The 25,346-nt window shown below is 46.3% G+C and carries 26 protein-coding genes; 8 read left to right on the forward strand and 18 right to left on the reverse strand.

Going from position 1 to position 25,346, the window contains the following annotated elements:
- Positions 1-2: 2 nt before the first annotated feature.
- On the reverse strand, positions 3-302 hold the full coding sequence (locus tag JSQ80_RS26740) for an ArsR/SmtB family transcription factor (RefSeq protein ID WP_087433796.1): 300 nt from the start codon (positions 300-302) through the stop codon (positions 3-5).
- Between the two features lie 264 nt (positions 303-566).
- On the opposite strand from JSQ80_RS26740, the gene JSQ80_RS26745 reads away from it, so the two are divergent.
- The 3 genes from JSQ80_RS26745 to JSQ80_RS30145 all read left to right on the forward strand — a co-directional run bounded on the left by JSQ80_RS26745 (position 567) and on the right by JSQ80_RS30145 (position 2,582).
- Positions 567-1,424: a metallophosphoesterase gene (locus JSQ80_RS26745; protein WP_206097851.1), complete on the forward strand. Its 858-nt coding sequence runs from the start codon at positions 567-569 to the stop codon at positions 1,422-1,424.
- A gap of 287 nt (positions 1,425-1,711) precedes the next feature.
- A complete protein-coding gene (locus tag JSQ80_RS26750) occupies positions 1,712-2,041 on the forward strand; it encodes an alpha/beta fold hydrolase (RefSeq protein WP_206097852.1) in 330 nt (109 codons plus the stop codon).
- Positions 2,042-2,069: 28 nt separating this feature from the next.
- Positions 2,070-2,582, forward strand: a complete 513-nt coding sequence (locus tag JSQ80_RS30145; protein WP_418888914.1) for a serine aminopeptidase domain-containing protein — start codon at positions 2,070-2,072, stop codon at positions 2,580-2,582.
- A 71-nt stretch (positions 2,583-2,653) separates the two neighbouring features.
- Here JSQ80_RS30145 and JSQ80_RS26760 read toward each other — a convergent pair whose 3' ends face one another.
- The 3 genes from JSQ80_RS26760 to JSQ80_RS26770 all read right to left on the reverse strand — a co-directional run bounded on the left by JSQ80_RS26760 (position 2,654) and on the right by JSQ80_RS26770 (position 5,959).
- Positions 2,654-3,742 (reverse strand): class II aldolase/adducin family protein, encoded by a 1,089-nt coding sequence (locus JSQ80_RS26760; RefSeq protein WP_206097853.1) that lies wholly within the window; start codon positions 3,740-3,742, stop codon positions 2,654-2,656.
- 15 nt (positions 3,743-3,757) lie between these two features.
- Entirely contained in the window at positions 3,758-4,981 is a 1,224-nt protein-coding gene (locus JSQ80_RS26765; protein ID WP_206097854.1) for a zinc-dependent alcohol dehydrogenase, read from the reverse strand.
- A gap of 111 nt (positions 4,982-5,092) precedes the next feature.
- A complete protein-coding gene (locus JSQ80_RS26770) occupies positions 5,093-5,959 on the reverse strand; it encodes a YetF domain-containing protein (protein ID WP_206097855.1) in 867 nt (288 codons plus the stop codon).
- A 142-nt stretch (positions 5,960-6,101) separates the two neighbouring features.
- On the opposite strand from JSQ80_RS26770, the gene JSQ80_RS26775 reads away from it, so the two are divergent.
- Positions 6,102-6,419: a hypothetical protein gene (locus tag JSQ80_RS26775; protein WP_206097856.1), complete on the forward strand. Its 318-nt coding sequence runs from the start codon at positions 6,102-6,104 to the stop codon at positions 6,417-6,419.
- Positions 6,420-6,521: 102 nt separating this feature from the next.
- Here JSQ80_RS26775 and JSQ80_RS26780 read toward each other — a convergent pair whose 3' ends face one another.
- The 5 genes from JSQ80_RS26780 to JSQ80_RS26800 form a co-directional block, all read right to left on the reverse strand.
- Complete coding sequence (locus tag JSQ80_RS26780; RefSeq protein WP_206097857.1) at positions 6,522-8,063, reverse strand: serine hydrolase domain-containing protein; 1,542 nt, start codon at positions 8,061-8,063, stop codon at positions 6,522-6,524.
- On the reverse strand, positions 8,060-9,427 hold the full coding sequence (locus tag JSQ80_RS26785) for an FtsX-like permease family protein (protein ID WP_206097858.1): 1,368 nt from the start codon (positions 9,425-9,427) through the stop codon (positions 8,060-8,062). Before JSQ80_RS26785 ends, JSQ80_RS26780 begins: the two co-directional genes overlap by 4 nt.
- A 172-nt stretch (positions 9,428-9,599) precedes the next feature.
- Positions 9,600-10,703, reverse strand: a complete 1,104-nt coding sequence (locus JSQ80_RS26790; protein WP_206097859.1) for a sensor histidine kinase — start codon at positions 10,701-10,703, stop codon at positions 9,600-9,602.
- Positions 10,700-11,425 carry a response regulator transcription factor gene (locus JSQ80_RS26795; RefSeq protein ID WP_206097860.1) on the reverse strand — a complete coding sequence of 242 codons (726 nt, stop codon included), beginning with the start codon at positions 11,423-11,425 and terminating at the stop codon, positions 10,700-10,702. Before JSQ80_RS26795 ends, JSQ80_RS26790 begins: the two co-directional genes overlap by 4 nt.
- A 340-nt stretch (positions 11,426-11,765) precedes the next feature.
- Entirely contained in the window at positions 11,766-12,398 is a 633-nt protein-coding gene (locus JSQ80_RS26800) for a GNAT family N-acetyltransferase (RefSeq protein WP_206097861.1), read from the reverse strand.
- Positions 12,399-12,840: 442 nt separating this feature from the next.
- Between JSQ80_RS26800 and JSQ80_RS26805 the strand changes: the two genes are divergently transcribed.
- From JSQ80_RS26805 to JSQ80_RS26820, 3 genes are all read left to right on the forward strand, one after another.
- Entirely contained in the window at positions 12,841-13,191 is a 351-nt protein-coding gene (locus JSQ80_RS26805; RefSeq protein ID WP_206097862.1) for a hypothetical protein, read from the forward strand.
- Positions 13,191-13,976 (forward strand): GGDEF domain-containing protein, encoded by a 786-nt coding sequence (locus JSQ80_RS26810; RefSeq protein ID WP_206097863.1) that lies wholly within the window; start codon positions 13,191-13,193, stop codon positions 13,974-13,976. Before JSQ80_RS26805 ends, JSQ80_RS26810 begins: the two co-directional genes overlap by 1 nt.
- Positions 13,977-14,394: 418 nt before the next feature.
- Positions 14,395-15,495, forward strand: coding sequence for a PRK06851 family protein (locus JSQ80_RS26820; RefSeq protein WP_206097864.1), 1,101 nt, complete (start codon positions 14,395-14,397; stop codon positions 15,493-15,495).
- Between the two features lie 139 nt (positions 15,496-15,634).
- On the opposite strand, the gene JSQ80_RS26825 is transcribed toward JSQ80_RS26820, so the two are convergent.
- The 3 genes from JSQ80_RS26825 to JSQ80_RS26835 all read right to left on the reverse strand — a co-directional run bounded on the left by JSQ80_RS26825 (position 15,635) and on the right by JSQ80_RS26835 (position 18,359).
- Positions 15,635-16,861, reverse strand: a complete 1,227-nt coding sequence (locus JSQ80_RS26825; RefSeq protein ID WP_206097865.1) for a cation:proton antiporter — start codon at positions 16,859-16,861, stop codon at positions 15,635-15,637.
- A 1-nt stretch (position 16,862) separates the two neighbouring features.
- Complete coding sequence (locus JSQ80_RS26830; protein WP_206097866.1) at positions 16,863-17,354, reverse strand: cation:proton antiporter regulatory subunit; 492 nt, start codon at positions 17,352-17,354, stop codon at positions 16,863-16,865.
- 111 nt (positions 17,355-17,465) lie between these two features.
- Positions 17,466-18,359 (reverse strand): LysR substrate-binding domain-containing protein, encoded by an 894-nt coding sequence (locus JSQ80_RS26835; protein ID WP_206097867.1) that lies wholly within the window; start codon positions 18,357-18,359, stop codon positions 17,466-17,468.
- 147 nt (positions 18,360-18,506) lie between these two features.
- Here JSQ80_RS26835 and JSQ80_RS26840 point away from each other — a divergent pair, with 147 nt between their 5' ends.
- Positions 18,507-19,175: a DJ-1/PfpI family protein gene (locus JSQ80_RS26840; RefSeq protein ID WP_206097868.1), complete on the forward strand. Its 669-nt coding sequence runs from the start codon at positions 18,507-18,509 to the stop codon at positions 19,173-19,175.
- Between the two features lie 41 nt (positions 19,176-19,216).
- Here JSQ80_RS26840 and JSQ80_RS26845 read toward each other — a convergent pair whose 3' ends face one another.
- The 6 genes from JSQ80_RS26845 to JSQ80_RS26870 all read right to left on the reverse strand — a co-directional run bounded on the left by JSQ80_RS26845 (position 19,217) and on the right by JSQ80_RS26870 (position 25,078).
- A complete protein-coding gene (locus tag JSQ80_RS26845; RefSeq protein ID WP_240464324.1) occupies positions 19,217-19,837 on the reverse strand; it encodes a phosphatase PAP2 family protein in 621 nt (206 codons plus the stop codon).
- 98 nt (positions 19,838-19,935) lie between these two features.
- The gene (locus JSQ80_RS26850; RefSeq protein ID WP_206097870.1) at positions 19,936-21,063 is read right to left on the reverse strand and encodes an FtsW/RodA/SpoVE family cell cycle protein; all 1,128 of its coding nucleotides are present in this window, start codon (positions 21,061-21,063) and stop codon (positions 19,936-19,938) included.
- Between the two features lie 10 nt (positions 21,064-21,073).
- Positions 21,074-22,210 carry a putative lipid II flippase FtsW gene (gene ftsW / locus JSQ80_RS26855; RefSeq protein WP_206097871.1) on the reverse strand — a complete coding sequence of 379 codons (1,137 nt, stop codon included), beginning with the start codon at positions 22,208-22,210 and terminating at the stop codon, positions 21,074-21,076.
- Positions 22,211-22,343: 133 nt separating this feature from the next.
- Positions 22,344-22,886: a hypothetical protein gene (locus JSQ80_RS26860; RefSeq protein ID WP_206097872.1), complete on the reverse strand. Its 543-nt coding sequence runs from the start codon at positions 22,884-22,886 to the stop codon at positions 22,344-22,346.
- A gap of 79 nt (positions 22,887-22,965) precedes the next feature.
- The gene (locus tag JSQ80_RS26865; protein WP_206097873.1) at positions 22,966-24,369 is read right to left on the reverse strand and encodes a sensor histidine kinase; all 1,404 of its coding nucleotides are present in this window, start codon (positions 24,367-24,369) and stop codon (positions 22,966-22,968) included.
- 4 nt (positions 24,370-24,373) lie between these two features.
- The gene (locus JSQ80_RS26870) at positions 24,374-25,078 is read right to left on the reverse strand and encodes a response regulator transcription factor (protein WP_206097874.1); all 705 of its coding nucleotides are present in this window, start codon (positions 25,076-25,078) and stop codon (positions 24,374-24,376) included.
- Positions 25,079-25,346: the final 268 nt, after the last annotated feature.

Below are 25,346 nucleotides of genomic sequence, written 5' to 3' on the forward strand. Positions count from 1 at the left end.
CCTTATTCACAAATCAACGCATTCATTTTCTGCTTGAGGCCATCTTCCAAGGCTGGCAGGTATTTCAGCACATCATGCAAATGAGGCTTATCTTCAAGCTGCAACGAATAAAAATTCCATTGGCCCCTGCGCTCCTCGCGAACCAGTCCTGCATCTTTTAATTTTCTCAGATGTTGGCTAATATTCGGCTGTGTCATATCCAGTATTTCCACGAGCTGGCACACGCACATTTCCTGATGATAAAGGATGGATACGATGTTTAATCGGGTACGGTCACCAAGCAGCTTAAAATGATCGGACATGACTTCAATGCTCACGTTATTCAAGGTTAACACCTCCCTGTTCGAATTCATTATATAAGCAGGTAATTATATAAGCAAGTAATTATTTGAAATTCTCCTCGAAATCATAAGTGAGTTATTATGTTACCTATTTGCTGGTAAAAATTCGTCATTATAATGTACGGTTGTTGAAAGGAATTCTACCTTTGAGGGCTCCAGTAATTACCGCTAACAACTCCTGCATCTCTTTCTTTATACTTATTGAAGAGAGGGGGATTGATTTAGATGGTATATATCTATCTTGGCACCTTATTGCTTCTGCTCGGTATCTTTTCTTATAAGGGGTACCGAAACACACAGCATGTCGTGGTTAACAAAGTACGTGTCGAACTCAATAACCGTCCGTCTGAACGGCTTTTGAATGTGCTGCATATCTCCGATATGCATATGGAACATATATCGATTTCTCCGGAACAGCTTTATGAAAAACTGAAAAAAGAGAATATTGATTTGATCGCCTTGACAGGAGACTTTTTGGATCGGAAACGCAGTATTCCGAAATTGGTTCCTTACCTCCAAATGTTCAAAAAGCTGAACTCGAAATACGGGATTTACGCTATATTCGGGAACCATGATTATGTGTTGAATGACAGAAATTTCGCGATGTTAAAAAAGACGTTGGAAAAGCACGGATGCAAAACGCTGCAAAATGAACATGATACATTTATGATTGACGGAATACGGATCAATATTATTGGAATCGATGATTTCAGTACACACCGAAGTGATTTATCCGCTTCGTACAATGGGTTGACACAAGGATATAACTTGGTCCTCACCCATGATCCGAACATTGTTCTGGAAATGAAACCGTTCAAATTTGATTATTTGCTTGCCGGTCATTTTCATGGCGGACAAATTCATTGGCCTAAACCGTACCATCTGGCAGCCATGGGAAAGCTTGTGAAAATGGATATGTTGAAAGGGCTGCATGTTTATCATGGAAAACCATTTTATATTAGCGAAGGCTTAGGGCAAACTGGGATAAACATTCGAATGGGAAGCCGTCCTGAAATCACTCTTCATCAGCTTCAATTATCCTCGGCTCAACCTGTAATGAACAAGACTCTAACTGCTGTTTAGCGTTAGAGTCTTGACTATAATAGCGAATCGTTTGCATAGGAATCCCGCTTTTGGAGAATCAGTGACAACACCATCGTCAAAGTAAATGAAAAAGCAATATGGAAATGCGTTGCTATCACGCTTCCCTATTGAATATGCCGAAATCATGTTATGAATGTCTCCTCGACTTTATCATCAAGAAGATTAGGGATCATAATCAGCCGCTTATTTTAGCGGGAGATCTAATTCTAAGACCCTCAACGAGATTATGGAACTTCTAACCTGATGACGAAGACTAGGAGGGAATCATGTATAACGATTTCAAGATTAGCACGTTTCGCTTGAAAGAACGTGATTTAAAATTGAATTTTCGCTTCTGGAGCCCGATTAATCCAAGAGGGCTCTTGATTTTTATCCATGGCGCAGGAGAGAATTCAGGTCAATACTGTGAAATCGGTACGGAAAGTATGAAAAGGCAGATTGCTTTTGCCGCTCCCGATCTTCGCGGGTTCGGACAATCGGATGGTCAGCGCGGTCATATTCATCGGTTTCAAACTTACTTAGACGACCTGCATCAATTGATAGACTACTTTGAAAAACTAAGTTCCAAAAATCCCAATCTATCTCTTTGGCCATAGTTTAGGCGGACTCATCATCATTCGGTATATTCAACATTTCACTAAGATAGCCGATAAAGTAGCCGGGGTCATCTTATCGTCACCTGCGTTAGGAATACATATCAGAATTCCCTACTTTTTTCAAAAATGCGCTCAGCTTTTATCCAGACTAACTCCAAGCTTTCCGCTTGAATTAATCAGATGGAATGAATCCTTAAAAAAGTTGCGTTGGTTAAAAGCGCATTTGCCGAGTTGGACCTCTGAACTTTTGAGCAATCCTTCAGCCACGATACAGTACACTCCGCGTTGGATCACGGAGTTATTGCGTCACGAAGCCCGGGCTTTTACTGAAGTGAATCAATTTCATGTACCTACTTTGTGCCTGTATGGTTTACACGATTCTGTAGCAGATTCCGATTATATAGAGCAATTTATGAAAGCCATTCCTTCAAGCGATAAACAATCCGTTTTATTCGCAGATGGTGGACACTGTCCTTTGAATGAACATCGCAAGGATGAAGCGGTTGAATCCATTTTTCAATGGTTAAGTTCCCGTCTTTGATTGCTCAGAATGGGAGAAAAGAAAAACCACGAGAAGCTTGTTCTCATGGATCAGGATAAATCAAAATGTTCCTATGTCATGGGGACTTGCCGGATGATTCGCCCCTCTATGCGTTGAAAAATGTCATCAAGATTAGGACCTGTAATCGTTAAACCGTGGTTCTTTAAACCGATAATGGCTCTTGTCGGATCTTCCGATCGATTGACCAAATCGGATACGGCTTGTGCCAATTCCCACGTGCCGCAAGGAAAGTTGATTTCTGTAGATGGAATTCCATCCATCCAAGCATGGACATGGACGATTGCCTCTACTTCAGGATGCTGCATATAAATCATCCAGTGTTCAATGGCATCGACGGATACCCGGTGAGGCTCGATGTTCGCAGGCACATTCAGAAGCATTGCCGTTCGTTCGGCATTGTAGCCCATTACCAATAGGATATCCCGCCCAATAATTCTCATGTCCCCTTTGTTTACTCCGCTTGCACTCATCCAGAATTGCCGGTCATCTTTGCGTGCGCTTAGATTGCCATAACTCAAGCCACCGATTCCGTATAGTCGTTTTACGTGCCGTAAATCTTGAGGCGAGAGGAGTTCCTCCAAAGGAAAAGGAGCCGGCAAAAGGTTCAGGGCATCCAATTGTTTGCCTGCTCTGTGTATCTGTGCTGTTATCTCGTCGCCATCCCATAAATCTGGAGGCAGATCGTGGTGGAACTCATTATTAATGACTAACCGGGAGGATGCCAATGGATTTAATCTTTCCATCACCTTCATAAAAAACAATTCATCGTTATCTTGTTCATACGGCACCAAATAACAACCTTGTTCAAGCGTGATGAAATACGTGTTACAATGTCCGTCAGGAGTATGTATGATATAGATCAAAAGATTGGAAAGCGTACGAATGAGTATGGGGTAAGCTGACCTCAAAATGTCATGGGGAGGTTCATGTGTTTCGGCAACCGCTACTGAAAATGTAGCTTGTGCTTTCCTGCGAAAAGGTTTTAAATGATCGGTGTCCACAAAGTTTAAAACAAAACGGATATCATTTACAGGTTCCTCGCAATATTGGTATCCATTATTTATCAACTCTCTTTTCAATCCCACAGCAAACCATTTCAAAGATGGGCTTCTCCATTCGCCTGCAATGGCAAAATTCATGTATTTCCCCCCTTTTTACAGTTCAAAAACAACTTTCATTGCCTTCGATTTTCCCTTCCCCGATGCAGTGGCAATGGCATTCCGATATTGATCCAACGGGAATTGGTGGGTCACCAAGGGATCGAGGTCGATTTTGCCGGAATTCATCAAGTCCAATGCTAACGCATATGTACGCGTTCGCTTCTCCCCGGATTGTTCTGTACTAACCGCAAAGCTTCCTTTTATTTCTAGTTCGTTCAGCCAGATCGGAGTCCAATCGACTCCACGCGGGAAACTCGCAACTCCCAAGAGCTTCACCTTCCCGCCGCTCTTCGTAAAACGCAACGCGTCATCAATGCTTCGATCTTTGCCCACACACTCGTATGTCATATCGGCCCCTCCCTGTATCACCGGTTTTCCGAACAACGGTGTCAACACCTCAGCGCCCATAAGTTGGGCCAGTTGTTCATAGTAATCGGAACCAGATGTCAATGGAACAATCTCACTGGCTCCATACAGCCGGGCCATTTCCATTTGTAAAGGATGTTTCGCCAATACAATGATCCGATTTGAAAAACCAAGTGCACGCAGCGCAGCTAAAACGCATATGCCGATTACTCCTGCGCCAATAATGAGTACCGTATCATTGTCGCCTGGCGGATCCCGCATAATCGCATGCAAAGCAGTCGCAAATGGATCGGTCATGATCGCATTCCGATCACTGACTTTTGCGGGTACTTTGAGGATCTGACTGTGGTGAGCGACCAGATACGGGCTCCAGCTCCCCCCCGTATCCCGGCAGGCTCCGATTAGCAGTCCAGGAGAGATGTTTCCCGAAGTCATGCGTTCGCACAGACTCAAGTCACCACGTCGGCAAGCAGGACAAGGTTCCTGAAATCCCCTTGCTATACAAGATAAGATCGGATCCACCACCACTCGTTCCCCTGCTTTAATACCGGACACTCTCTGCCCTACTTCCTCGATTACGCCTACCACTTCATGCCCAATCGTAAAGGGAAAGGAAGCAAATGGAGAGGCAGCCGGGCTGTCGTGAAGAAAAATAAGGTTAAGATCGCTACCGCAAATACCTCCATACTTTACTTTGACTTTTACCCATTCTTCATCGGGTAATCTTGGCTCCGGAACATTCCGATAGCGCAAACAAGAAAACCGTCCCAAATAAATGGAAGGAAGCAGCGGCCCAATCGCTTTGCAGACTGCATATTGTGGAATGCCAACATTAAACTGTATCGCTTTCAAAAATATCGAATCCTTTCCCCAATGGTCTCCCCGCAACAGTAAGATGTTTACTCAAAATCCAACTAAGTTATTACAAAATAAATGATATAGGTTTAGAATCGTAGGTTATGCTCACTCTCGGATTAAAAGCGGTTTTATTTCAGTAATCACGTCCATTAATGCGTGTGAACATTGCTCATACATCGCCTTTGCCTCTTTATTCGTTGTTGACAAGCTGAACAATTCTAAATCCGCCTCGCATTTCTTTAATGCGGCAAACACTTCAGCCCCCGGTTTTGACACCACGTTCGTGAGTTGATCATCAAACAAATCGATGTATAAGCTCCCGTGGCTGTCAATTTGAGCTAAATATACGTCCTGTATATTCGTTACTCCTAATTTGGACAGCTCTTCCTTCAACCACACTTCATCTCTTCCGATGGCGGTCATGGGTTGTTCTAATATTTGACCATCCATAATAAGGACTTGTGGTACTTGTTCTGCGGCAACTTTGACACCAAGATGATTCGGTGTTAACGGTAAATATTCTCGCTTTAGCAGCACGTTGAGTTCCCCGCTTGGTTCCATTGTCGCGAATTCAACGCCAGACAATTTAAACGCGTTTTTGTTCCTTAGCAACATCAGCAATTCGTCTGAATTCAGGCGTTCTTTTTTTAAGTTATCTTGTAATATTTGTCCGTCCTTTATTAATACGGTTGGTTTGCCTTCAATCCAATTTCTTATCCTCTTGCTTTTTAATTGAACAAATTCAACACCTAGTGAAACGGCGACCCAGACAACTAATGAAATCAATCCTATGTACCAATTTGCTTCCAAGTCCAATGATACGTAACCTGCTAAACTCCCGATTGTAATTCCCGTGACGTATTCAAAAACCGACAACTGTGTTATCTGTCTTTTTCCAAGTAGCTTCGTTATAAGAAAAAGGCTTATCGCTGCTATAAATGTCCGTATTGCGATTTCCAACCAATTTGGCACCTGCATCTTCTCCTTTCAATGAAATATCATACATAGTTATGTGCTGAATAATGGTTTAATATTAATTCTCCATACATAATTTGCATGATTCAAACACTTTAGGAGTATAATTTCTCTTCATATGCCGGCAGAATGATTTGCAATGCATGACACATTTTTTGTGTACAATTGGCATGAACTAACCGGGGAAGAAGACGACTCTACGGTTGAAGGAGCCTTTGAAGACTATCTTCTCGTCCGTCCGGATGAAAAGAACACGTTGATGCTGTACAACAAGAAAACGAAGGAAACGACAACGCTCTATAAGGAGCTCTTAAATGAGGAAGAACAAAATATAATTGATAATGCTGCCATTAAAGATGCAGACTATCAAGGTGATAAACTGACCTTCGTGAAGAAGGAAGGCGAAATGCTTTATTTCAAGCATGTCGAATTGATGGCTCGAAGGAAAGCGAATTAACTTATCGGTTAAAGTGAGGGAGAGAATGATAGGACTCTATTAAATAAATGGCCCCCCTGGATTTGTTCCGCAATGAACCGGGACATGTCCAGGGGTTTCTCTTTACCTTGTTTTTGCAGTGAACGACAGCATGGTGCCGTACCCGAACAAGCTGATGAACACGGAAATAAGACTGTATATAGCTAACATAATCGTCGGCGGAGACCATACTGCTATAAATGCCCACGGCATTCCCCCGAGCAATATGCGCGGCAGCGTCAGAACCAATACGATGCCAGCTGCAGACATGATCAGAAGCAATGCAAATCCAATAAGCCGTCTGCCAAGCAATGCGGTCCAACTGCGCTGCTGCCTTGCCAGCTTTCTAATCACCCTTGCCGTCAAAAATAAAAACAATGCGATCAGGCCACCTGCAATAAGGATAATCGCCGATGCTGCTTTATCCAACCTTTGCATTCTATCAATTTGATAGGGGGCGCCAACATCCGATCCCTTCCATAATTCCATAACTCCCTGGGTAATGGCGGCTGCGGCATCGCTCATCATGTTCGCCATCACTGCTACCCCAAGCTGATCATCGCGCTGCATTCTGATAAAAGATGAAAATGTCGGATTTGCCCCAGCATGAAGAATCACATTTCCGTCTTGTCCCGCAACGATCCATCCACTGGCATAGTAATTGTTGTCACCAAGAGGCGCCACGGACTGATCGGGGACGTGCGAGTCCTGAATCAGTTTCTTATCGAACGTTCCATAGCCTAATTGAGTGTTCATCCACTTCGCCATATCATTGGCGCTGCTTATGATATAACCTGCTGGTGTATTGCCGCGATAGACAGGCGGTGTGTACGCTCTGGGTTTCATGAACCCGAGTCTATAGCCGGTTGCCATCTCGCTGGGCGGGTTGTGCTGAAGACCGGCGAACGAATCTTTCATTCCAATCGGCTCCAAAATCTGCTGCTTTATATAAGCCTCAAAGGACTGCTTCGTCACATTCTCGATCACAAGTCCCAAAACATCGTAATTGATCGTCGCATATTCGAAAGCGCGGCCCGGTTCACGATTCAACTGCTGGCTCAACAAAGCCCGCACGGTTAACTCCAGCGAATTGCCAGCATCGCTGGCTGGTATATATCCAATCGATCCGGCGGGTATTCCGCTTGTATGATACAGCAAATCATTGAGGGTAATCGTTGCAGGTTTTCCGTTATAAACAAGTTCCAGCCATGGTATATATTTTTTAACATCATCCGTCCTTTTTACCAATCCGTCCTTTTCTAACTGCAGGATGGCCAGCCCTGTAAAAGCTTTGGTCGTTGAACCTATTTCAAATAAAGTATTGCCGGTCACTGGTGTCTCCGCATCCAGATCCGCGTAGCCGAAGCCTTTTTGCAGCACCGTTCTCCCCTTTTCCACAATGACCAATGACAGGCCCGGGATTTGGCTGCGAATCCTCTCCGCTTCGACATACTCCTCTATCCGATGTATTTTTTGCTCTAACGTCTGCCCGTTTCCGATAGTACCGGCACGATCACCCGCTTGCGCATAAGCTGCCATTCCATTTGCCGCCAACACGCATACAAGCAGGAGCATGCAAGCTGTGATTAAAGTGTATCTTCTTGGATATTTCCTTGAAGTTCTCATGTTACTCTCCTCTTTCTTTGCCTATCAATTCCGCGCAGCAGGCTATTCACATAATCGTGGCAGGTAATTAGAAAGTAAATCGTTTGCATAAGCAAATAAACGCCGATTACGATGAACGAATAGCTCCAATTGGACAGCATCATGAGCTTATCCAGCACTTTCATCGCGATTAGGGCATGGACGATGCCGACAATGCATGGCACGAAAAATAACATACTCATTTGCATAACAACGATGTGTTGAATTTCATCCTCTGTCAGGCCAATTCGGGACAACGCTTCGCACTGCGCCCGATCCTCCCGGAGCTCTGTGAACAGCTTAAAATAAATGATGCTGCCCGCTGCAATGAAGAAGAGCAAACTAATGAACATGCCAATAAACATCGTCAAGGCCATCAAGCTCTGCGCATCTTCGTATTGCGTCTTATAACCGTCAAACACTGCTTGTCCCATCATATAAACGGCTCCCGAAGCCGTCACAATAACTGCGCTCAGCATGGAGACAATAAAGAGCATTCTGGCGTTATTCTTCATCTTATAATTAAGCTGGGCGACGATAATCAGATTCGTTCTTCTGTAGTACAGGCGATGATTGCTCTGAACGGACCGCAGCAGCATGATGCTGAACTGCGTGAACAACAGATAGGTGCCAATCGTCACCGTCACCATGACAGACGGTGCCAACAGAACGAAGTTCGCGCCGTTCATGATTAATGCCATGCCATAAGCGGCGCCCAAGCAGATGACCGCAAGCACGGCAAGCCACCGCGAGAAGACGGGAGGGCTTCCCGGTTCCTTGGAGGCCTTGAGCATATCCATGATGCCGGCACGCCCCACCCTCCATGCCGTCCATGCGGATATTGCCCCGAACAAGAGAGAGAAGCCTCCTGCCGTGAGCCACAGCGCCTTCAACGGAACGGCAAATGCGATAGGTTCGTTCATATGAAGCAGCACTTCAAGCGCCATATAGAACAGCTTGCTGAACGCAATCCCCAGACCAATGCCTGCCCCGATGGACAACAACGCAATCGCCCCATTTTCATAAAGGATAAGTGTGCGCAGCTGCATGCGGGTCATCCCGAATAGCGAGAGCAGGCCGAATTCCTGCTGTCTCGTTTTCAGAAAAGCCGAATTGGAATAGAGCGCAAATAAAAACGAGAAAATGACAATAATATACTGGCAGAACGTCATCCCTTGCGTAACTTTGCCTGCTGCCACGATATGACCGTTCGCTACATCGGGATGAATCAAAAATGCGGTGTAGATGTAAAAAATCATGACAGAAAAAACGCTGCTCATAAAAAAAGCGCTGTACGATCGCAAGTTGCCGCGAATGTTGCTGAACGCCAGCGTGCGAAGCGTCATCGGCATTCCCTCCCGGCATCCATGCCAATCCTATACGCCCGCGGTACAATCATAATTTGGTCCCCCCTGTGTCCATTATTTATCAATCTCAACAACGCAAGTATAGATCAGGGTGAACATCGAACCCATCGATTTTCATGACAACAGGCTGCCTGCAAATCTTACAAAATTGTCACTTTGCCCGCTTGTCCATATCCGCCTTGCTGCCAAGAATATGAATGCCGCCCGGATTAAAAGTGACCGTCATCGTCGTGCCCGCACCCAGCTCCGATTCGGCCGACAAAACGTGCCCCAGCCGGTTGCATATTTGCTTTGCCAAATATAACCCCATCCCCGTCGATTCCCCCGCAGTTCGTCCATTCTCTCCGGTGAAGAACGGATCGAAGATGCGCGGCATTTCGTAGGGCGCGATTCCGCATCCCTCGTCCGTTACGCTCAGCTTGCCGCTGCCGTCTCCATTCGGCTCAACGCGGAAAACAAGCTGCTTTGCGCCCGGTTTGCTTTTACTGTATTTAATCGCATTGCTGACGAACTGATTCAGAACGACTCTCATCCACTTCTCATCCGTTTCCGCCCAAGCTTCACCCTCCATCTGCGGAAAGATGGAATGACGGATACAGAGACGCTTGTGCGCATTGATCACGGAACGAATCAAGTCGTGTATGGGTATGCTCCGGATATGAAGATCCATCTCGAATTTGTCGAGACGCGCTGTATACAGCAGCATCTCCAAGCTTCGCATCATGCGGTCAGCCTCATCCTGCATGCTGACCATGAACCGCTTCTGCTCGTCCTTGGTCAGGGGAAGCTGCTGCAGCGCTTCCTGCACGAGCATATCGATAACCGACACAGGTGTTTTCATCTGATGAACCCATTGCAGCACGAAATGATTATGCAGCTCCTGCTGGCGGCGATACGTTCCGAGCTCGTTGAGATATGCGCTATGCTGCTGCTCCAATACACGCGCGACAAGCTGCTGCTCCTCCGTTGCGATGGATTGCACAGTTGCCGCGGCGTGCAAGTCGCCGGTCATTTCGATCGCATGCTTCAATTCCCGGTAATAAGCTTTCTGGCGAATATACTCAATGACCAGCCACAGACAGGTAAATAACAGCGCAAGCGCCACAAAATAGGTTATCGTGCCCGTATTTATCATTTGCGGGTAATGTGCATGCTCCAACATCATCAATCCGGCACCAAGTCCGATAATGATTCCGCATAGAATCAGATAGGACAGCCGATCACGCAAAAATAAAATGGCCGGGGAGCCCTTCATGCATTCGGCTCCTCTCTGTCTGCATCGAGGACCAGCTTATATCCTATGCCTCGAACCGTCGCAATCGCCTTGGGGAGTCCGAGCTCTTCCAGCTTCTTGCGAAGCCTCGTCACATTCACGGTCAACGTATTATCATCAACGAACTGCACATCGTCCCACAGCGCTTCCAGAAGCTGATCCCGAGAGACCGTCTTGCCTTGGTGGTTCAAGAAGCATTCAGCCAATAGCTGTTCGTTCTTTGTCAGTTCGATCTTCTGTTGATGCCATGTCAGCTCATTACGGCTGAGATTCAGCCGTAAGCCATGCACATTCAGCTCAATCTCAGGCGTTGAAGCCAGTCCAGTCGCAACGGCGTAATCGCCGTATACTCTTCTTAGCACGCTTTTTACCTTGGCGGTTAACAGATCCAACGGAATCGGCTTGGTAATGTAATCATCGCCGCCATTCTCAATCGCCATCACCTGATCCATCTCTCCCTCCCGCGCCGATATGAAGATAATCGGCATGCTGGAGCATGACCGGATCTGCCTGCACCAATAGTAGCCGTCGAAATACGGCAAGTTAATATCAAGCAGCACCAAATGCGGCTCATAGGCCTTCAGTTCTGTCATCAGATCGCGAAATTGCGAGGCGCATGAAGCCTCGAATCCGTACTTCTCCATCGTTCTTTTTAGCACTGCTGATATTTGCTCGTCGTCTTCCACAATAAAAATGCGATACATGCACTTCCTCCTAAACGCTTAGCTGCGCAAACCCATTGATTCCTCGAATGAAAAGCGCACAAAGCCCTCTCCTTGTTCAGTGAAAAGCCATGCCAAAAATAATCAACCCTCACTGAATTGACTTTTTTCATTATACACTATAGGTTTACGACTCGGCTTTACCGCCTTCGTGGATGGTTTCCTCAGTTGAGGCTATACAAAAAGAACCCCGCAATGACGGGGCTCTTGTCCTGTTTACTGGGGAGAAGCGCACACTATTGCCGGGCTTGTCTCAGCCGATCGGCGTTGCCATCCTGCCGAATATGAAAGGGATAGAGCGAATGCGAATTGCTCTTACTTATTAATACATAAAACTCCGCCGAAATCGGATACGATCGAATTGTTCGACGGACGTTAACGGCACATGCTTGCCGATGCGAACCATGAGGCAGTTGGCCGGATGGGAGCAGATTTCCGGATCATCGGTCGCATACCTTGCCATGTCCACGCATTTCAGCAACTGTTCGGTCATGCTGCGGTAATCCCATACGCTCAGCTTGCTGTTTTTCAAATCCCAGTACCAATAATATTCGGTCGCAAACACAATCACATTTTCCATCTGTTCTTCGGCAAAAGCAAGCCGCAGCATCTCTTTGCCCAATCCGAGCGAACGGTACGAATTGGCAACTTCAATTGCGCCGAACTCGATCAGATCCTCCATCTTTCCTGCCGACCAGGGCTCGTTCTCGTCCGGATAATGGAACGTGACATAACCGACAATCGTTGCGCCGTCGCGCGCCACAATAATCCTTCCCTCCGGCAATGCCGCAATGTCCACCAGCGCCTCATGCTGTTCCTTAGGCCTGCGGAAAGTCATCAGGTCTGGATTCATGCGCATATCGAGCAGCTGTTCAGCTGGAACAGGCCCTTCCACAACAATCACTTTCTGGTTTATTTGCAATAATATAGAATGATATAACTTCCTATGCTCCATGGCCGACCACCTGTAATAAGTTGAGGTGCTAGTAAGGACACGCCCAGAAATGACCATTCTGAGTCGCATATCATATTTTAAGCGACATGTAGAATGAATACAATAGATTTGAATGGATACCATTGCCATTTTTTTCGGAATCGAGAGGCATATTTCAGTAAAAGTTCGATTTAATGAACATATGTTCGGAAGGAGTTGGTCGTTTTTTGGCGAATATTCGGGTGTTAAGAAGGATTGTGTCGCGACGAACGGGTCTCATTAGGAAAAGTAGCATCTTTTCTGTAGGTCTTCAGTCAGACCTCAGGAGTGTTCACTGGTAGCTGGTTTCCCAATTTACTGCTTCCAAGCTCAAAGCTGCTCCTAATCGGGGCGGCTTATTATTTCCTTTTCTACGAAGTTCCGACGATGTGCAGTCTTACCCGAACATGAAGGAGAAATCAAAGTGCAGGATAAATTTTTTTATTCCAGGAAAGCAACGCTCTCTTTAAAAATCTCTGAATTTGAAATTCCGCCAATGCAGGATTTATTAATCATCGGGAAAAAGGCGCCCATCGGTCCGGAAGCGGTAAAGCGAATGGCACAGGCACTTTCACCAGAACAATTTACAATCATTAAGTTGGAGCATGCCAAGATTGAAGCGGTATTAATTCGAGACTCCCTTCTCCAAATGCTGGATGAACGCGTATTGATGCAAATCATTCTGGAAGAAGCGGATCGGTCGATCAGCGACAACATGGTTCTTCGTTCCGAGTTAAAAATATCGATATCCGTTCAGCGGGAGGTGGAGTTGTAATGAAGGTGTCAGATTTCATGTCCACCCCGGTTTATTCGGTTTCATCAGAACGAGGCGTCCAGCACGTTTCCGACTTGATGAATGAACTTAAAATCGGTTCGCTGATCGTCATGGAATTTGGGAAAGCGGTAGGGATCATTACCTCTCGGGATATCCGTTCTTCCCATCCCAATCGGATTGTGGCCGACGCTATGACTCCTAACCCGATCAGCATTTTGCCTGACGATTTTGCTTGGGATGCTTTGGCAACAATGGAACAACATCATATTGAACGCTTGCCTGTCATCCATGACGAACAAGTTGTCGGAATCGTGACCCGAGAGACGCTTCAAATCAAACTGAATCAAATCGTAGACCCGTTAACTGGTTTGTACCGCGCGCCCTATATCCAACAAATTGGCGAGGATTTGCTGAATCAACGCCACAGCTTCCATCTGCTCTTTATCGATCTCGATAACTACGGCGAAATTAACAAATTGTACGGACATCCAGTAGGCGACGACATTCTTATCGAGTTTTCCAATCGCCTGCGGGCGGCCACAGATGAAAGGGATTATCTATGTAGATATGCGGGAGACGAATTTGTTGTAATAACATGCCGCAATGAGAGCGATGCGATGCGTTTAGGGCATGCGATATCCCGACCCGCCACCATTCATAACGTTAAGGTATCCGCATCGGTCGGAATTGCAAACGACAATCTCATTTCCGACTTTTTTTCCCATTCCTTTCGAGAATTAATAAGCAAGGCCAGCCTTTCATCAACTGCCCTAAAACAGAGTTAACTATAGGATACGGTATCCTCATTACTAGATATAGGAATATATCTCTACCACATTCTCATCCGGGTCTCGCACGCATACTGAAGTAATCCTGCCGATTGCTCCCGTTCGAACAACCGGTCCTTACTTAAGCTGGACGCCGCAGAGCACTAAATGGTGAACGACCTGCTCGAGGCGCTCCGGCCCAACCGACCGAATGCCGCAAAAGCATCCTTGCGAGCCCATTAGCAATAAAGCCACTTCTTCGTCTCCCCTCTCAAGCTTGGCTTCCATCCGTTTAAAAACAATAAAAAGGCTCGCGGGAGCGCGTGCCTCTTCGGATAAGTTTTGGACGAAAAAAAGGTGATTATAGTTAACAAAGCTAGAAATAAAGAATATTGTAATATAGAAATTCTGCACATTATTGAGGAGGCTGAATTCTATGAATCGCAATGCAGAGCATTTTTTTGCAACTGGCAACACAGGGCGGGGGGTGATCAATCATTATGACTCCATGTTCGAAGAATTGGACTACCTTTATATTTTAAAAGGCGTCCCTGGAAATGGAAAGTCTACCGTAATGAAAAATATAGGCGAATTCATGCAAAAGGAGGGGTATCATCTTCAAATGGTTCACAGCGCTTTTAATCCGAAGTCTCTGGACGCGATTATAATCCCGGAATTAGGAATTGGCATAGCAGATGGCTCAGGCCCGCACGTAATTGAACCGAAAATCCCAGGTATTTCGGGGGAATATGTGAATATCGGAGAAGCGTGCAATACGGATCAGCTTCGCTTATCTAAAGACCTTATCGCTAAGCTCCACAACCAATTTTTCGGCTGCTTTAACACATCCACTTGCTCATTTTCTGAAGCCTTGCAATTACATGATGACTTGGAACATTTTTATATTCAAGAATTAAATATTCCCGCTGCCAATCAACTCTCGCAAAATATGATTCAAGAAATTTTCCCCGCTCATAAATTACAAGAGAAAGCCATCATAAAGCATCGTTTTTTCGGCTCCGCTACTTACAACGGTCCAGTCGATTTTTTGCAAAGTCTTACCGAACACATGCGCACGCGTTATTTTATAAAAGGAAGACCCGGTTCAGGGAAATCCAGACTGATGAAAAGCATCATTGAAGCCGCCGAGAAGAAAGGATTCGATGTGGAAGTCTATTACTGTGATTTTGATCCGGACAGCATTGACGTGATTATCATTCCGGAACTTAGCGTGGCCGCCTTCGACAGCACGCCTCCGCATGAATATTTTCCGGAACGGGAAGGCGATCAGGTCATTGATACGTATTCACTGTTGATTCAGTCGGGTACGGATGAGAAGTATGAACATCAAATTAAAACAACTACGATTTTATTCGAAGCTAAAATTGAGGAAGCCACACAGCACTTGAAGCAAGCAAAAAAAGTATATGACGAATTAGAAGCCATCTATGTGGCGGCGGTTGATTTTAATAAAGTGAAAGAAATGGAGCAAGCTTTGTTAGAGAAAATAATGGGGCTGAGCAACAGACGCATGTGAGAGGGCTTGGTCTATACCGAGCTGCGGAGGAAAGTGCTTCTTCAACGGAATAGTCGCAGCCCCTTCCGTCTCTCCTCCGCATGATTCGGCCCGCACACGATTCCGGCACATGCAGACATTGCATTTTGATTGTTCACGCTCACTCCCCTTCCTTTACAGGCCGGACGTCCACCTTTCCTCGTTCAAGCCTCAGTACCTTGCTGGCATATTTGTATACCGTCTTGGACTCTTTGGTGAGAAGCGGACCCAAAATGGCCAGAATCAAGACATACAACGCCGCAAACGGTTGAATGATTTGAAGCAAACCGCCGGCAAGTCCGAGATTAGCCATGATAATCGAGAATTCTCCGCGCGATACGATGGTCAAGCCGATATTGGAGGATGCTCTGGGGGACAATCCTGCATACTTGCCTGCAAGCAGTCCGGCGGAATAATTCCCGAATAGCGTAATAATAACGGCACCTAAAGCAAGCCAGACAGCGCCGCCTAGTGCAAACGGATCGATTGTGAGACCAAAACTGAAGAAAAATAAAGCGCCAAAAAAATCCCGAAACGGTATGATAAAGTGCTCGATCCGTTTAAGGTGCTCCGTTTCCGCAAGCACCAAACCGGCAAGCAGCGCTCCGATTGCCTCTGCGACATGAATCGTCTCCGAGAATCCCGCCGTGACGAACAAAAAACCGAAAATAACAAGCAGAAACAACTCATTGGAGCGCATATTGAGCGCCCGGTTAAGGAGTGGAACTGCCTTACGGCCGATGATGAGAAAGGCGAGCATAAAGCCTAGCGCGTACAGGGCGGACAGCATGACTCCGCCAAATGAAGTGGAGCCGCTAAGCACAAGTCCGGACAGGATAGAGATGTATACGGCAAGAAACACATCCTCGAACATAATGATGCCGAGGATCATTTCCGTCTCCGGATTGGCCGTTCGTTTCAAGTCAACGAGAACCTTGGCCACAATGGCACTGGATGAAATGGTCGTGATGCCAGCCATAACAAGCGTTTCCTCGATTGGAAATCCCAGGGCCAAAGGATAAACAACGCCAAGAGCAAAATTGATGACAATGTAAATTGTGCCGCCGACAGCGATCGAACGCCCGGATTTGACCAATCTTCCTATAGAAAATTCCAGTCCCAGGTAGAACAGCAAGAACAGGACGCCCAGTCGGCCGAGAAATTCGATGAACGGCGCGCTCTCGATAAAACGGAAATCAAATACGCCGAGTTTAGGCGCATGCGGTCCGACTGCCATGCCGATCAAGATATAGAAAGGGATGACAGAAAACCTGAGCTTGGTTGAAACTAGGCCTACAACAGCGACTAGCAGGACCGCAAGTCCAATTTCGAGAACGAGGTGGTCCATACTACTCCCCCCCGGTTAACAGCAGTCTCTTCAATGCGCTGATGTGGGGACGTTCACCGGCTACGACGAGGATGGAATCTGGTTTAAGCACAAAATCGGGGCCCGGAATGACGTATTTATTGTCTTTTTCAACCACGGCAATAATCGTGGTGTCCGTGCGCTGCCGAACATCCAATTCACCAATGGTTCTGCCGATGCACTTCGCGGCGTGATTTATTTTGTACCATTCAATCGTAAGGTCATCCAATGCGACTTCGGCCGTCTCCAGAGCCTTAGGCCTATAGGTCATGCCTCCGACAATCGCCGCGATGTGACGTGCTTCGTCGTCATCCAGCGTTACCATAGAGATGCAGTCGTCCGAGTCTTCATCTTCGAAATGATACATTTCTCTTCGACCGTCGTCATGAACGATGACGACGAGCTTGTCTCCTTCACGTGTCGCAACCTGATATTTGCGGCCGATACCCGGCAAATCAATTTCTCTTATATTCATGGATGTATTCTCCTTATACAGGCATGCCAAAATAGTCGGTATTGTATGTAACAAAGTTTAACCAAACTTTTGACCGCTTATGCGGAGAACATAATGCTATGCACCGTATCGCTACTGCCGTCCAAACCGTTTAATCAATTCCGATTTAACCAATTTTGCGGGATAACTTAATTCTCTGTTTTTATGAATGATCAACCCATGCATGGAATAGCTTTCTGGACTGATGGGCAGCACTTGAAAATGGCCTTCCTCAAGTTCTTTTTTTACCCCGATTTCTGGAACCAACGCAAAACCGATTCCACATATAACGGATTTCTTAATCATTTCAAGACTCGGGAGCTCAAGCGCATCCTTCACATAGATACCGGCCTCCTGCAACACTTTGCTGGCATGTGTATGGTACAAGCAAATGGTTCCGAAGCTGATCATGACTTCTCTGCTTAATCGATTCAGGCCTTCCGTCTCTACTTCCTTCATCAAGGCGTGTGATGCGATAAAGACTAGCTTTTCTTCTACCAATGGATAAAAAATAAGGTCATTTCGTTGCGGATCACGCGGCACAATTCCAAAATCAATTGCATGTTCAAGCACTTGATCCAGAATATCTTGGTGGAAGCCTGATTCAACCCGCAATTTCACTTCCGGGTATTCCTTAACAAAATGCTGCATAATGGAGGAGATTCGTGTCAAAAAAAAGGACTCTTGCATACGGAGGTAGACCGTGCCTCTGGGTTGTTCTATCTCATTCATAGCCTCTTCGATAGAAGCCCCCAGATGAACGAATTGATACGCAAATTTCACAAGCTTTTCACCAGCCGCTGTAGGTTTTACACCGCGAGACAATCGGTGGAACAATTTCTGCTTGCACGCTTGCTCTAGAAACTGGATATGTGTGGTCACAGTAGATTGAACATACCCAAGTTTATCCGCGGCCCGGCTAAAGCTTTTTTCTTCCATCACTGCTATAAAGGTTTTGAAGTATCTGCCTTCCAACAACTCAATCACAAGACTTCCCCCTCCTGATATCATGAAATGAAATACATTGTATCGCTTAATATCATAACTACGATACCTAATGCTATGCTATCATAATTTGTGTAGTAACGTAAGAAACAGATTCGAAAATTCGATATCAATGCAGGAGGAATGTTTATGAGTAAAAAGCAAGGTTTTAGATTAGGAATCTATGTGTTCAAAGATGCTGAAATCGTTGATTATGCAGCGCCTCACGGAGTTTTCTCGGTCGCACGGAGGTTGGATCCGGAACTGGACGCATTTCTTGTCGCAGATTCGTTAAGACCAGTCCAGACACAAGCTGGCTTTACTGTGCATCCCAATTACAGCTTCAACGACATGCCTGATATGGATGCATTTCTGATTCCTGGAGGTTTCGGAACTCGGCAGGAAACATACAATAAACGATTGCATCAGTTTATTTTGTCTCTGCCTGAAACCACTTTACTAACCAGTGTGTGCACGGGTTCCTGGATATACGGACAAATGGGGCTGTTGGATGGCCTTCCTGCTACTAGCAGAAAGGAACCAGATCGGCTGGAAGCATCCAATATGGGTAAGGTACCGATAGATCGCCTTGCCGAAATCGCGCCGGCTTGTACGATTAGCAGAGCCCGAATTGTCGATACCGGCAGAATGATTACTGGAGCCGGTATCGCATCCGGCATGGAAATGGGATTCCATTTGTTGAGACGTGCCGGTTATGATGAAACTTTCATTTCAGATGTAGCCAGAGTAATGGAGTATTCAGCAGCGTACAACTTTTACAAAGATGATATAGAGTATTTTACTCCAGTTGGAAAATAAAGAACAAGAGCCGCCCTTCATACGGGGGCTCTTATTTTTTATTACAACTTTCGCGCGGTTGACGAGAAGCCTTTCACTGGTTCAGTATCGCGGTGGAACACCCATATCATCAGCGCCAACCAGAACCCGCTCGATATCAATCCGCCGATAATGTCGCTTGGATAATGGACGCCAAGATACACTCGGCTCAGACCGATCATCGCGATCATGGCGCAGCTCGACGCAAGCAGAAACAATCGTCCCGGACGCGAAGCGATATGCCGCCACAACAGAAACGCAAGCGCCCCATATAACGCGATGGCTCCCATGGTATGGCCGCTAGGAAAGCTGTAACCAGTCTCCTCAATCAAGCGGTGGGCGATCGGTCGTTCCCGGTGGATAACTAACTTTAACAAGAGATTCATTGCCGCGGATCCGCCTAATACGAAGCACAAAAAAATCAATTCCATACGGTGTCCAAGCGCGAAGAATAAAAAAAGCATCACGAATACGGCAATGATAATGGAAGACTTGGTTGAACCTATGGTGGAGAAAAGCTCCATCACTTTTGTCAGCCCCGGAGATTCGAAGCTTTGTACGTATGCGGCGATGTTCAGATCGAATGGATTTAACGGCTGCCGGATGATTGCAATGGCCAACGCGCCAAAACCCGCCAGAAGCAAAAAACCAAAGAACATCCTATAATGATTCGATCGGGGTTTCCTCTGCGTAAATTTCAATTTGTGTCCCTCTTTCGCTTCTAGAATTACTATAATCAGATTTATATCTCCAGCACAATTTCGTCTTTGTGAATATGCACACTTAGGACCAAGCCAATTGAAATCATATTGGTAAGCAACGAGCTGCCTCCGTAACTGATAAAAGGCAAGGAGATACCCGTCAATGGAACCAATCCAATATGCATGCCTATATTCACGAAAATTTGAAAGACCAACATGCCCAAAAGCCCCAACACAAGATAAGAGCCTGCTAACTCCCTGCTATCTTTTACGATGAGTACAAGCCGATAAACAAGTAAAAAATAGAGCAGCAAAAGCACTGAAGAACCTAAAAATCCATATTTTTCGCCAATTACGACATAGATGGAATCCGAATAGGCGTAAGGAATAAACCCGCGCCGCAGGAAAAATCCATTGTCCCCGCTTAATCCGCCAGAACCTATCGCACTCATTGCATTTTTAACGTGCCACGACTTATCGGGATCGCTGGTCGGATCGAGGAAAGTCTGAATTCTCGACAATTGATGAGGCTTCACAAGCTTGGATAACAAATCATGGTCCGCAAAGTACATCCAACAAATGATCCCGACTGCTAGCGCTATGACACTGAAGCACAGCACCATATAAACGGCACGAATATTCCCCATCCACAGCATGCTTAGCATGACTCCAACAAAGACAAGCGCAGTGCCTAAATCAGGCTGCTTCATAATGATGATGATAGGAATTAAAAAAACGATACAGATCGGCAAAATGTCACGGACCAAACGAAGCTGTTCCCCTGCCCGCTTGTGCAGCAAGTGGGCGGCTAATACTACCGTAGCTAACTTCATCATTTCGGAAGGTTGAAGCTGAAAGCTTCCAATACTTAACCAACGGACTGCTCCGTTAATGTTCTCTCCTGTAAACATGACGAGAACCAGCAAAGCAATACCGAGACCATACAAGATATAGGACATCTTTCCGAATAAAATGGTGTAATCCAATACGGCCACAAGCAGCATCGGAATGCAAAATACAACGAATAGCACCATGTTGTTGATATGGAGTCCGTCCAAATTGGTGCCCGAAGTGGCTCCATGAATAGCCACAGTGCCAATGGCGATTAGACAGGCCATGATGAATAAAGTCAATTTATCTAGTTTTTTGAGTTTGCCGAAAAAAATCATATAGAAACCTCTATTTCATTCCTTGTGAATTGTTATTTTGTTCTTGCCGCCTTCGATTGTTATCCCGGGATATGCTCAGCAAAATGCCGGTGCTTGCCATGCACAAAATTAAAGAGGATCCGCCATAGCTGATAAAAGGAAGCGGTACGCCCGTAATAGGCAAACTTCCGGTTACAGCCCCCAGGTTGAGCATCAATTGAATAAATATCATCGTTACGATTCCCATTCCAAGCATCACCCCGAATGGATCATTGCTGCGGATTGCCGCAGTAAATCCCCGCCAAAGAAAAAGAAAAAAGACGAATACAAGCAAAGATGTGCCGACAAATCCAAATTCTTCTCCGATAACGGCAAAAATAAAATCGGTGTGCGCTTCCGGCAAATAAAAGAGCTTCTGGACACTGCGCCCAAATCCTGTTCCTGTAAAACCCCCATGCCCTAACGCATAGAACGACTGAATCAGTTGGTACCCGGAGCCGGACTGGTCATCGAACGGATGTAAAAAAGAGATGATGCGTTCAAGCCGGTAACTTTTGCTGAACGCAAGATAAATAAAGATCGGAATAAGTCCCAGACTAAGCTTGAAAAGATGACGCAAATCGACACCGCCAATCACGATGACCGTCATCGAAATAAAAAATAAAAGTAACACGGTGCCGAAATCCGGCTGCAGCATGATAAGCAAGAGGATGAAACCAACCACTGCCAGAATGGGCAGCAATCCTTGTTTGAAATTCCGGATCCGTTCTCCTTTTTTGCTAATCAGAGCCGCTAAGTATACGATGATGGACAACTTGGTGAACTCGGCCGGTTGAAAAGTAAAGCCGCCCACGGCAAACCATCTTTTTGCTCCATTGATGTTAACGCCGCCAAGCAGCACCGACACAAGCAGCATTAACGACATCAGCAGCAGGAAAGGCGCAGCCTTTTTCCATATTCGAAAGGGAATACTCATGAAAAAGAGCATGATAACGAATCCGGCGAAAGCAAACATGCTCTGTTTCGATACGTAATACCACGGATTTTCATGTTTCAAGGTGACGATGGGCGAACTGGCGCTAAAAATCATGGCCAAACCAAAGCAGACCAGCAAAACCGTTAAAAACAGCAGCAAAAAATCCGGACGGCCTTTGATTGTACCTTTCAAAGCGGGAAATCACCTCCTGAAAGAGCATGGCTGATTGGACGCCATCCTGTATAACCTGCCTCAGTACCGATTCTCGCCGATCGCCAAACAAAAAAGCTCTCCTGTAAAAGAGAGCTTGCGGATATCACCTGTGCTATTGGACAGACAATTCGCTCTCGCCAAAATCGAATTGGCCGCGGTATCCTTTTTTATTCCATAGTTCAACGGCGTTGTTCCTCCACACGTAAACCTCCAGTCCTTTTTCTCCAGCGCCCAAGGTCCATCCCAGCACGATATCGGAGACGCCGTCCTTGTTAACATCGGCAATTCCTGCGTAGTCCAATCCGTAACCGAAGCCTTTCGTATTCCAGACCATCCGCCATTCTTCATCCTCCTGCTTCAATAATGCAGCCTTTAGTCCCCTGTCGTTGCGGGAGTTCTCTTCATATACGATTACCGCCTCATCGATGCCGTCTCCATCCACGTCTCCAAATGAAATGCCATTGCTCCCTTTGCCGTTAAGCGGGACTAATAGCCTGGAACCTTCAGGCAGCACACTTCGAAGAACGTCGCTGTGGAAATTCCCTTCCAGTAACGGAGGATGAATCAAGTCGGCTGGAGCAGCAGGCATGCCGCATCCGCCAATCCATAACAACGAAGCTATCATGAGTCTTGTCCACATCTGTTTGCCCAACATCCCGTTACCCTGCTCCTCGCTTGTCATCGTTCTGTTCTCTATTTTATAGGGTTGCCCAAAATAAGAGGTTATGAAAAAGTTAAAGTTCCTGCCCCAGTTGCGCGCGTGGAAGATAAATATGAACCTTCGTTCCTTGTCCCGCCCCGCTGTCTATCTTTAACTGTCCCTGGTGCAGCTTGACGATCTCATAACATATGGATAGTCCCAGGCCGCTTCCTGCAGCGCTGTTGTTCCCCTTGTAAAACTTTTGCAAGACATGCTCGATGTCCTCCTCCGCAATTCCCGCTCCCGTATCCTCGACGGCAATGATGATCTGTTCCTGAGTCGAGTGGGCGCGCACGGTAATGATTCCATCAGGACCAGTAAACTTAAGGGAGTTGTCCAATAGATTAATGAGCACTTGCTTCAACCGATTTTCGTCAGCGTGAATGACGGGCAATGTCTCGTCTGCCTGCACCTCCAACGAAATGCCCTGTCTGGCAGCTCTTGGAGCCAGCTGTTTTCCGATATGCCGCAGCAAGTCCGCAAGATGAAGCGGGGTGCGGGACAGCACGATTCGCCCATTGTCCAGCTTGGACAGATCCAGTAATTCATCCACCAGCTCGGTCAGCCTGTCTGTTTCTGATTCGATAATGTCAAGCCCGTCTGCAAGCATCGCCTCACCGGCCTTCTTATCCGACTTCAAGGTTACTACCCACCCTTTAATGGACGTTAACGGAGTGCGAATCTCATGGGAGACGGATGAAATGAAATCGTTTTTGAGCTGTTCGTTTCGCCGTATTTTGGCCGCCATCGCATTGAACGTATCCGCCAGCGTTCCCAGCTCGTCCCGGTACCGTTTTTTTGCTCTTGCCGTGAAATCCCCTTCAGCCATTCGTTCAGCTGCCAGCTTAAGCTCCGTAATGGAGCCCGTAATTGTCCTCGACAGGAAAATGCCAAGTACGGCAACAATCGCAACCACAACGATACCGACGGAAATAAATAGGACGGAAATATAGCGGACGGTTGCCGTCGTGGCGGATAATGATGTGACGAATCTTACCGCCCCCACAGTCATATCCTTAGCCTGCAACGGATAAGATACCGCTAATACGGTGTCGTTAGCGGATGGCTCATGTCCCCTCCAGGTTCCGGCGGTGCCGCTGCATGCCTCTTGCACATCCGGATAACCGCTCATATTTTTGCCGGCTGGGGCGCCGGCAGAGTCCTGAAGAAGCTGTCCGGAAGAACTGATAATCTGCACCTGCGCGGCGGTATTTTGCGAAAAACCGCCTAATAGCCGTTCGGATTGCTTCTCTAAATCCTCATCGCTGAAATATTGATGAAAAAAAGAAGCGGATATTTCCGCTTGATTCATCAGGGTGCGTTCCACATTGTGATTGTAGTAATAGTTTACCGACGCAATCAGAAAAATTTCCAAAATAGATACCGTAATTAAAATGACGGCAAAATAACTTCCCACTAATCTTTTTTGGATGCCCAAAATCTCATTCGTCCTTTCTCCAACGGTATCCCCGTCCCCAGACGGTTTCGATCAGCCGCGGCTTGGAGCAGTCATCTTCAATCTTTTCTCTCAGCTTGCGAACGTGAACATCAACCGTCTTGGGATCTCCGACAAAATTCACTCCCCAAATAAGGTTCAGCAGGTCGTTTCTGGATAAGGCTATATCGGGATATTCCAAAAACACCTTAATCATTTGGTATTCCTTCGGTGTCAATTCGATTAAACAGCCGTCTTTAAATAACTTGTTGGCATCCAGATCAAGCCGGATCGCCCCAGACTCGAGCACCTTTCTTGGAGGCCCCGCCGCATAGCGGGTACGGCGCAGCACCGTTCTAATCCTCGCGATGAGCTCTAATGGATTGAACGGCTTGACGATGTAATCGTCAGCACCGAGCTCAAGCCCCCTGATCTTGTCCAAGTCTTGTCCGCGCGCAGTAAGAAAGACAATGACGATGTAGGGATCGATTTCTCTTAGCTTCCTGCATAACTCAAAACCATCTATATCGGGCAGCATGATGTCCAGAACCACTACGTCCGGCCGTGTTGCGGCGAGACTTTGCAGTGCCGCCGCTCCAAGGGCAGACTCCGTGACCGTGAATCCGCTTCTTTCCAAATTAATTGACACAAAACGTCTTATATTGTCATCGTCCTCAACGATGAGCACATGGTTGCGGTGTGAAGATTCCATTGCAGCCTCCCCAAAGCCCGATGAATCCAATTCATTGGGCGAATAATGACGAATAAAAAAAGCTCTCCCTGACGTCAGGGAGAGCCGACTGTATTCATTGATCTCGTTCGCTCATTAGGCAAATACGCATATTTAAATAGACCTGCTCTTGCAGTGAGAGCCGCCGGGAATATACGTAAGGGAAACATTCGAGAGCGAAGAGAACACAGTTCTCCCTTCATGCATGGTAGTAATGATGATTGTAATATTCACTATACTCGGAAGACTA

This window comes from Paenibacillus apiarius, assembly GCF_017052585.1.
Lineage (GTDB): Bacteria > Bacillota > Bacilli > Paenibacillales > Paenibacillaceae > Paenibacillus_B > Paenibacillus_B apiarius.

What these genes read in the sequence shown, in the direction of transcription:
- JSQ80_RS26850 (WP_206097870.1), bottom strand. Translation starts at nt 21,063, where the DNA reads ATGATTTTTTTCGGCAAACTCAAAAAACTAGATAAATTGACTTTATTC.
- JSQ80_RS26840 (WP_206097868.1), top strand. Translation starts at nt 18,507, where the DNA reads ATGAGTAAAAAGCAAGGTTTTAGATTAGGAATCTATGTGTTCAAAGAT.
- JSQ80_RS26825 (WP_206097865.1), bottom strand. Translation starts at nt 16,861, where the DNA reads ATGGACCACCTCGTTCTCGAAATTGGACTTGCGGTCCTGCTAGTCGCT.
- JSQ80_RS26750 (WP_206097852.1), top strand. Translation starts at nt 1,712, where the DNA reads ATGTATAACGATTTCAAGATTAGCACGTTTCGCTTGAAAGAACGTGAT.
- JSQ80_RS26740 (WP_087433796.1), bottom strand. Translation starts at nt 302, where the DNA reads ATGTCCGATCATTTTAAGCTGCTTGGTGACCGTACCCGATTAAACATC.
- JSQ80_RS26810 (WP_206097863.1), top strand. Translation starts at nt 13,191, where the DNA reads ATGAAGGTGTCAGATTTCATGTCCACCCCGGTTTATTCGGTTTCATCA.
- JSQ80_RS26780 (WP_206097857.1), bottom strand. Translation starts at nt 8,063, where the DNA reads ATGAGAACTTCAAGGAAATATCCAAGAAGATACACTTTAATCACAGCT.
- JSQ80_RS26790 (WP_206097859.1), bottom strand. Translation starts at nt 10,703, where the DNA reads ATGAAGGGCTCCCCGGCCATTTTATTTTTGCGTGATCGGCTGTCCTAT.
- JSQ80_RS26800 (WP_206097861.1), bottom strand. Translation starts at nt 12,398, where the DNA reads ATGGAGCATAGGAAGTTATATCATTCTATATTATTGCAAATAAACCAG.
- JSQ80_RS26795 (WP_206097860.1), bottom strand. Translation starts at nt 11,425, where the DNA reads ATGTATCGCATTTTTATTGTGGAAGACGACGAGCAAATATCAGCAGTG.
- JSQ80_RS26830 (WP_206097866.1), bottom strand. Translation starts at nt 17,354, where the DNA reads ATGAATATAAGAGAAATTGATTTGCCGGGTATCGGCCGCAAATATCAG.
- JSQ80_RS26820 (WP_206097864.1), top strand. Translation starts at nt 14,395, where the DNA reads ATGAATCGCAATGCAGAGCATTTTTTTGCAACTGGCAACACAGGGCGG.
- JSQ80_RS26785 (WP_206097858.1), bottom strand. Translation starts at nt 9,427, where the DNA reads ATGACGCTTCGCACGCTGGCGTTCAGCAACATTCGCGGCAACTTGCGA.
- JSQ80_RS26870 (WP_206097874.1), bottom strand. Translation starts at nt 25,078, where the DNA reads ATGGAATCTTCACACCGCAACCATGTGCTCATCGTTGAGGACGATGAC.
- JSQ80_RS26760 (WP_206097853.1), bottom strand. Translation starts at nt 3,742, where the DNA reads ATGAATTTTGCCATTGCAGGCGAATGGAGAAGCCCATCTTTGAAATGG.
- JSQ80_RS26745 (WP_206097851.1), top strand. Translation starts at nt 567, where the DNA reads ATGGTATATATCTATCTTGGCACCTTATTGCTTCTGCTCGGTATCTTT.
- JSQ80_RS26775 (WP_206097856.1), top strand. Translation starts at nt 6,102, where the DNA reads ATGCATGACACATTTTTTGTGTACAATTGGCATGAACTAACCGGGGAA.
- JSQ80_RS26860 (WP_206097872.1), bottom strand. Translation starts at nt 22,886, where the DNA reads ATGTTGGGCAAACAGATGTGGACAAGACTCATGATAGCTTCGTTGTTA.